Raw genomic sequence first — 6,868 nt, 5'->3', positions numbered from 1 at the left:
TTAGTGCTTAAGGATACCGAGCATTATATTCATCAATATCGCCCTGATCTCGTTGCAGATGAAATATTGGCCTTGGCCAAGCGGTAGACTTTCTGAAAGTCTGGAGAAAAAAAATTTTATTAAGCCTAGGGATCGTGTTTTTGCTTGTGACCTTGTTGCGCCATCTTAGTGAGAATGATGCGTACCCCATAAGGTTGCTTATGGGGTGCGCGAGTTTTTCCTCGAATCCGATTTTAGTCGCGGTTCAGCTCGTTCAGCAAATCGCTCAGCATTTGCTCGGTCACCGATCCTTGGCTGAAAGCGGCGAGCGCCCGCAGCGGCATATATTTCATCATAGCCGCCATCATGTCGGCGTGGTCGTCGCCCGGCTCCGCAGTCAATGCGCTTGTCTCTTGAAAGCGGCTCATCAGGCGCTGGACGGGTTCCGCACTGGACGGATCGCCGAGCAGGTCGCCGATCGTCGTATTGCGGGTGTAGGTCCGCTTGATCGCGACCGTCGATTGAACATGCACGGTATCCTGCAGTACGACGTCCTGTGACGATTGGCCGATCAGAATCGCGAAGTCGCCGGTCTCGGCGTGCCAATCTTTCAGATCGACGTTGTAGTAAGCAAAAGAGCGTTTGTCCAGAACAAACTCGACCGCCTTTTCCTCACCGGGCTGAAGCTCGACTTTCGCAAAGCCTTTCAGCTCTTTAGCGGGGCGAATAACACTGCTTTCGACATCCTTGACGTACAGTTGGACTATTTCCTTGCCCGCGCGCGAGCCTGTATTTTTGACCTTGACCCGGACCGTAACCGTATCCGTATCTTTGATGTTCCGTTTATCCAGCTCGATGCCCGTATATTCGAACGAAGTGTAGCTCAATCCGTATCCGAACGGGAACAGCGGCTGCACTTTTTTCGCGTCATAATACCGGTAGCCTACGTACAAGCCTTCTCTGTACTCCACCCGGTCGCCTTCTCCCGGGAAGAACAGGTAGGAAGGATTGTCGCTCAGCTTGAGAGGGAACGTTTCGGCCAGCTTGCCGCACGGATTCGCTTCGCCGAACAGCAGGTCGGCAACAGCGCCGCCAACCGCTTGCCCGCCCAAGTAACCTTCGAGCACCCCTTTTACTTTGCCGATCCACGGCATCTCGATAGGGGACCCGTTCAGCAGTACGACAACGACATTGCTTTGCACGCCCGCCACAGCTTCAATCAGGCTGATTTGATTGCCCGGAATGCTCAAATGCTCCCGGTCATATCCTTCGGATTCGTAGCGGTCCGGAAGCCCTGCGAAGACGACCGCAACCTGCGCCTCGCTTGCCGCCCGCTTCGCTTCCTCAAGCAGCGCTTCTTCATCGGCATCGCTATCCAGCCGGTAGCCCTGCGCATAGGCGATCGCTGCCGAAGCGCCGGCCAGTTTCCGGATTTCTTCGACCGGATGGTCCAGTTTTGTCGGCGTAATGTGGGAGCTGCCCCCGCCTTGATATCTCGGTTTATCGGCAAATGCGCCGATGACCGCGATTTTGCTCTCTTTCTTGAGCGGGAGAATGCCGTTCTCGTTTTTCAAAAGAACCATGCTTTCGCTTGCCACTTCTCTTGCCAGCAAATGATGCGCTTCCTGATCGTAGGCAGCGTTTTCTTTCTTGTGGTCGACCGCCATGAAAATAATGTTCAGCAGTCTTTCCACCGCTTTGTCCAGCGCTTCCGCGGACAGCTTCCCGCTCTTCACGGCTTCGATCACTTTCTGCTCCCCGACGCCGCTGTTTGCCGGCATTTCCAGCTCCAGACCGGCCGCAAGAGCGTCGTCTCTTTCGTTAACGGCACCCCAATCGGACACGACAAAGCCTTCGTGGCCCCACTCATTTTTCAAAATATCGGTCAGCAAAAATTCGTTTTCGGAAGCGTACGTCCCATTCACCCGATTATATGAACTCATTACCGTCCAAGGCTGAGATTTTCTGACAGCGCCTTCAAAACTCGCCAAATAAATTTCCCGCAGCGTACGCTCGTCCACGACCGCATCCACCGACATGCGGCGGTGCTCCTGGTTGTTGACGGCAAAATGCTTCAGCGACGTGCCGACTCCCTGGCTTTGCACGCCCTGGATATGGCTTGCCGCCATTTCCGAAGATTGGTACGGATCTTCCGAGAAATATTCGAAGTTTCTTCCACACAGCGGGGAACGCTTAATGTTCGCGCCCGGTCCGAGCAGCACCGCTACGTCTTCCGTCTGGCACTCCTCGCCCAGAGCGACGCCGACCTTGCCGATCAGCTCCCGGTCCCAGGAACATGCCAGCCCCGCGGCCGAAGGGAAACAAGTTGCAGGAACGCTGTCAAACAGCCCCAAATGGTCGGCGTCCGCTTTTTGCTTGCGCAGTCCGTGCGGGCCGTCCGTCACCATAATCGACGGAATGCCGAGGCGCTCCACTCCTTTTAAATGCCAAAAATCAAGTCCGGAGCACATGCCTGCCTTTTCTTCGAGTGTCATTTTGGAAACAAGCTCTTGAATATTGCGTTTCATAGTTGTTTACCCCCTAAACGGTATTTTCCATCGGTCGCACCACCATCATAATTCACGGAACCTTCATTTTATGGTATTATTTTAAGATAAATTGTACTTATTTCAGATGGCGGTGATTGTTCGTGGTCCCATTGGAGGTTAAAAAAGAACTTGAATACATAGGCAAACTTATTTTTGAAAGCTTTCAAATACCCGTGTTTTACGTGAATCCGGGCAATGAAATCGACTTCCGGCTGTCTTCTGTTTTTCATACAAGCCCATTATTTTCCAACCACGACGATCTCATTCGCTCATTGACCGGCTCCGAACGGGAACGAAGCTCGCATATGCCTGTCATCCGTTCTACAAATCACGAGGAAAATTTCGTTATGCTTTCCATCGAGCGGGACGGGCAATTTGCAGGCACACTCGTTGTCGGTCCCTCCGTCTATTCCGATTTGTCCGACGAGGCGATCGCAAGCCTTATGTACGACAACCATGTCCCGGTCAAACACCGTCCCCAGTGGTCCCAGTACCTGCGCAGTCTCCCGGTAATCCCCAAAATGCGCCTGCTTCACGCAAGCATGCTCATCCATTACCTTGTTTATAAGGAACCGCTCGAAATCACGAACGTACTCGAGTACAACCATCATTTCGAGCAGCGGTTCGTGCCGGTAAACAACGTGGATCTCAGCCTGTCGACGCGGAGGGAAAATTCCCTTTTCCACATGGACCCGGTTCACGAAAAAACGCTGTTCCAGCATATAAAAAACGGGGATAAAGCCGGGCTTCTCAAAGCGTTAAGCGTAGTCTTGCCGGGAGAGGTCGGCATCTTATCGCGGCGCAGCCGGCTGCGAAGCCAAAAAAACCTCGCCTATTGCGGCATTACCCTGGCTACGCGCGCGGCGATCGAAGGCGGATTATTCCCGGAGACCGCTTATACCTTAAGCGACCTGCACATCCAGCATATCGAGGAGCTGAAAGAAGTCAGACATGTGGAGAACGCCTATGCGGACGCGTTTTTAGACTTTGCCGAGCGTGTCCGCAAGAGCAGGATGCACAATGTGTCGAAGCCGATCGCTTCCTGTCAAAACTACATTTNACGCCTATGCGGACGCGTTTTTAGACTTTGCCGAGCGTGTCCGCAAGAGCAGGATGCACAATGTGTCGAAGCCGATCGCTTCCTGTCAAAACTACATTTTCAACCATCTGTACGAAGAAATCACCCTCAAAACACTTTCGCAATTAACAGGACTAAACGCCAATTATTTGTCCCAGTTGTTCAAAAAAGAAACCGGAATGACGCTAAGCCACTACATCCAGCGGGAAAAAGTGGAGGAATCCAAAAAACTGCTCGTGCTGACCGACTACCCGATTGCCGATATTTGCTCTCGCTTAAACTACTACGACCAGACGTATTTCAACAAAATTTTTAAAAAGCATACCGGCACGACGCCCAAACAGTATCGAAACAACCGGAGCGCGGAAAGCTTGTGGTAGCGCGGCATGGCGGGCACGTACTTCACGCATCTCCCAACGCGCGGTGCGGCGGTCAACCAGCGCAAAGCCGCCCTGCGGCACCGCTGGCATCGCGAATGCGGAAACCGCTGGCTTCAACCGCTCCCGCGTGTGGAGAGGCTGTGCTGACTAACTCGAGGAAGCGTTTCACCGCCACCAAACGCTTCGTGGGCCGAAAAACTGCGCGCTGACTTCCTCCAAGTGGCGCTTCAACCGCCATCAAACGCCTCGCGGGCCGAAATCCACGCGCTGACTACCTCCAAGTAGTGTTCCAACCCCCTGCGCGCGCCAAAAGCCTGCAAAAATACATCTTTTTGCTCCTAGATGCTCCTGGCGCGAAAAATTCCTGCAAATGTGCAGTTTTTAACGCCAAAACTCGGGAATTAGCCCCATCCGAGCAGAAATTCCTGCACAATCGCAGGCTTTTCCCCGAATTCGTCCGTTGCTATCGAAAATAACTGTACTTTTGCAGGTTTTCGCGCTGCCGGGCCGCTTAGCGAACTACTGCTCCGGTTTTAGGGGGACCTATCGCCTTTGGATTACAAGCAATTCAAGCTGCTTATTTCCAAATTTATGTAAACCATAGCCGATTGGGGCAACAATTATAGTTTCCTCACGTGCAATAGAATCCGAAAATTTAGAAATCCCTAGCGACGATTGAGGAATACTTGAGAGAGAACGAAACAACAAAAAGCAACCGCTGACTTTGCCGTCAGCGGTTGTTTTTTGTTGTCAGTGGTTGTTTGTTAGTGAGGCGTTTTGCCCATGCCTCCGACCCCGAAGCGTCCTCCCGCTGCCTTCCGGCAGCTTAATGATCCGTGCCTATGTATGCTTCGTATTCAGCCGCGGTAAGCAAACCTTCGAGTGCGTCTGCGCCCGAGATTTCCACCTCGACCATCCAGCCTTCCCCGAAAGGGCTGCTGTTCACAAGCTCGGGAGAGCCTTCCAGCGCATCGTTCACGGCCGCCACCTTGCCGGTCACCGGCGAAAAAATATCCGATACGGTTTTGACGGACTCGACGCTGCCGATGCTGTCTTCGGCGGTCACGGAAGCTCCCGCTTTCGGCAGCTCCACGAACACGATATCCCCCAGCTGATCCTGGGCAAAATCCGTAATGCCGACGCGAACCAAAGTATCGGACAGCTTTTCCACCCATTCGTGCTCTTTGGTGTAAAACAAATTGGCTTGTACTTGACTCATCGTTTTCCGCCTCGCTTGCCTGCAAATTTTGCTTTTAGCTTAATCCAACGGAAACCACAAAGTCAAGGCGGGCGGTCAAAACTTCTTTCCGGCAAAAAGGTTTGTGCACCGCGCTGAAATTTTTGGAAAAATTCCAATTGACAATCCGCAGCATGCTGGGCTCATAATAACGGTATACCCAATCGAATAAGCAGCGGATGAGGATGCAGGGAGAGACCGCCGAAGCGCATGAAACATGAAGCGCGGCGCGGCGCCGAAGGAGTAAACCTGAACGGGTGAATCTCTCAGGCAAAAGGACCTGTATCGGACGCATCTCTGGAGAGCTCCGGCGCACAGCGAACGCGCATGCCGGACACCCAAGGGGAAACTTGCCAAGCAGGCGGACGGCCCAAGCCCAAGGCAAGGTAACTCTCAGGTACAAAGGACAGAGCAAAAAGTATGTGTGTTTGCCATGCGTACTTTTTGCTCTTTTTTGCTTTTTGGGCAAAATAACCGCAGTACGAAAATTGCGGATGAAAGGCGAGGGATACGACGATGTTAAAGCGAACACCGCTCTTTCCGGTATACGCGGAGCATGGAGCGCGGGTTATCGATTTCGGGGGCTGGGAGCTGCCCGTGCAGTTTGCAGGCATTCAAAAAGAACACGATGCCGTCCGGCGGCAAGCCGGCCTGTTTGACGTGTCGCACATGGGAGAAGTGCTGGTCAGCGGAGCGGATTCCCTTGCTTTTTTGCAAAAGCTGACGACCAACGACGTGTCCAGGCTCGAAGCCGGGCAGTGCCAGTACTCGCTGATGTGTTATCCAGACGGCGGCGTCGTGGACGATCTGCTCGTTTACAAGCTGGGCCATGAAAGCTACATGCTGGTCATCAACGCGTCCAACATCGACAAAGATATCGGCTGGATGAAGCAAAACGCCCCGGACAGCGTCATGCTGGACGACATCTCGGACAAAACGGCCCTGCTCGCTTTGCAGGGGCCGCAGGCGGAACCGATTCTCGCGCAGCTGACGGACGCGCCGGTCGGGACGTTGAAATCGTTCCGCTTTTTGCAGGGCGTGAACATCGGCGGCGTCCAAGCGCTCGTCTCGCGAACCGGGTATACCGGTGAAGACGGCTTCGAGCTTTACGTCGGCGCAGCCGATGCCGTGGAGCTGTGGGGCAAGCTGCTGGAAGCCGGCAAAGACTCCGGCCTGATTCCGGCCGGATTAGGTGCCAGGGATACGCTGCGTTTTGAAGCGCGGCTTCCCTTGTACGGGCAGGAGCTTTCCAAAGACATTTCCCCGCTTGAAGCCGGACTTGGCCCGTTCGTCAAGCTGGATAAAGGGGAGTTCATCGGACGCGAAGCGCTCGCCGCGCAAAAGGCAGCCGGCACTCCCCGCAAACTAGTCGGCATCGAGATGATCGAACGGGGCATCCCCCGCTCGCATTATGCCGTTTTCGCCGGCGGCAAACAAATCGGAGAAGTAACGACAGGCACGCAATCTCCGACTTTCAAAACGAACGTCGGCCTGGCGCTGATCGAAGCCGCCTACAGCGCACCGGGCACCGAAGTGGCCGTTGAAATCAGAGGCGCCCGGGTGAAGGCGAAAGTCGTCCCAACGCCGTTTTATAAAAGAAAACCGTAGACCCAGGGCGGAATTCCGATCCCTGATCGAGAGAGGA

The 6,868-nt window shown here is 53.9% G+C and carries 5 protein-coding genes and 2 riboswitches; of the genes, 2 read left to right on the top strand and 3 right to left on the bottom strand.

Annotated features, from left to right (window positions below; genetic code table 11):
• Positions 1-233 precede the first annotated feature (233 nt).
• Both AC6RNO_RS16805 and AC6RNO_RS16800 read right to left on the bottom strand, forming a co-directional pair.
• A complete protein-coding gene (locus AC6RNO_RS16805) occupies positions 234-2,507 on the bottom strand; it encodes a glycoside hydrolase family 3 C-terminal domain-containing protein (protein ID WP_497106121.1) in 2,274 nt (757 codons plus the stop codon).
• 290 nt (positions 2,508-2,797) lie between these two features.
• The gene (locus AC6RNO_RS16800) at positions 2,798-3,229 is read right to left on the bottom strand and encodes a hypothetical protein (RefSeq protein WP_497106120.1); all 432 of its coding nucleotides are present in this window, start codon (positions 3,227-3,229) and stop codon (positions 2,798-2,800) included.
• A 421-nt stretch (positions 3,230-3,650) separates the two neighbouring features.
• Here AC6RNO_RS16800 and AC6RNO_RS16795 point away from each other — a divergent pair, with 421 nt between their 5' ends.
• A complete protein-coding gene (locus AC6RNO_RS16795) occupies positions 3,651-3,986 on the top strand; it encodes an AraC family transcriptional regulator (RefSeq protein WP_497106119.1) in 336 nt (111 codons plus the stop codon).
• 826 nt (positions 3,987-4,812) lie between these two features.
• On the opposite strand, the gene gcvH is transcribed toward AC6RNO_RS16795, so the two are convergent.
• On the bottom strand, positions 4,813-5,205 hold the full coding sequence (gene gcvH, locus AC6RNO_RS16790; RefSeq protein ID WP_474686676.1) for a glycine cleavage system protein GcvH: 393 nt from the start codon (positions 5,203-5,205) through the stop codon (positions 4,813-4,815).
• 197 nt (positions 5,206-5,402) lie between these two features.
• Positions 5,403-5,515: riboswitch (glycine riboswitch) on the top strand.
• Between the two features lie 3 nt (positions 5,516-5,518).
• Positions 5,519-5,635: riboswitch (glycine riboswitch) on the top strand.
• A 104-nt stretch (positions 5,636-5,739) separates the two neighbouring features.
• On the opposite strand from gcvH, the gene gcvT reads away from it, so the two are divergent.
• Entirely contained in the window at positions 5,740-6,831 is a 1,092-nt protein-coding gene (gene gcvT / locus AC6RNO_RS16785; RefSeq protein WP_474686675.1) for a glycine cleavage system aminomethyltransferase GcvT, read from the top strand.
• Positions 6,832-6,868: the final 37 nt, after the last annotated feature.

This window comes from Paenibacillus sp. sgz302190 (assembly GCF_059820445.1).
Note: the sequence above shows the minus strand (reverse complement) of the source record. Positions and strands in the feature narration are given on the sequence as shown.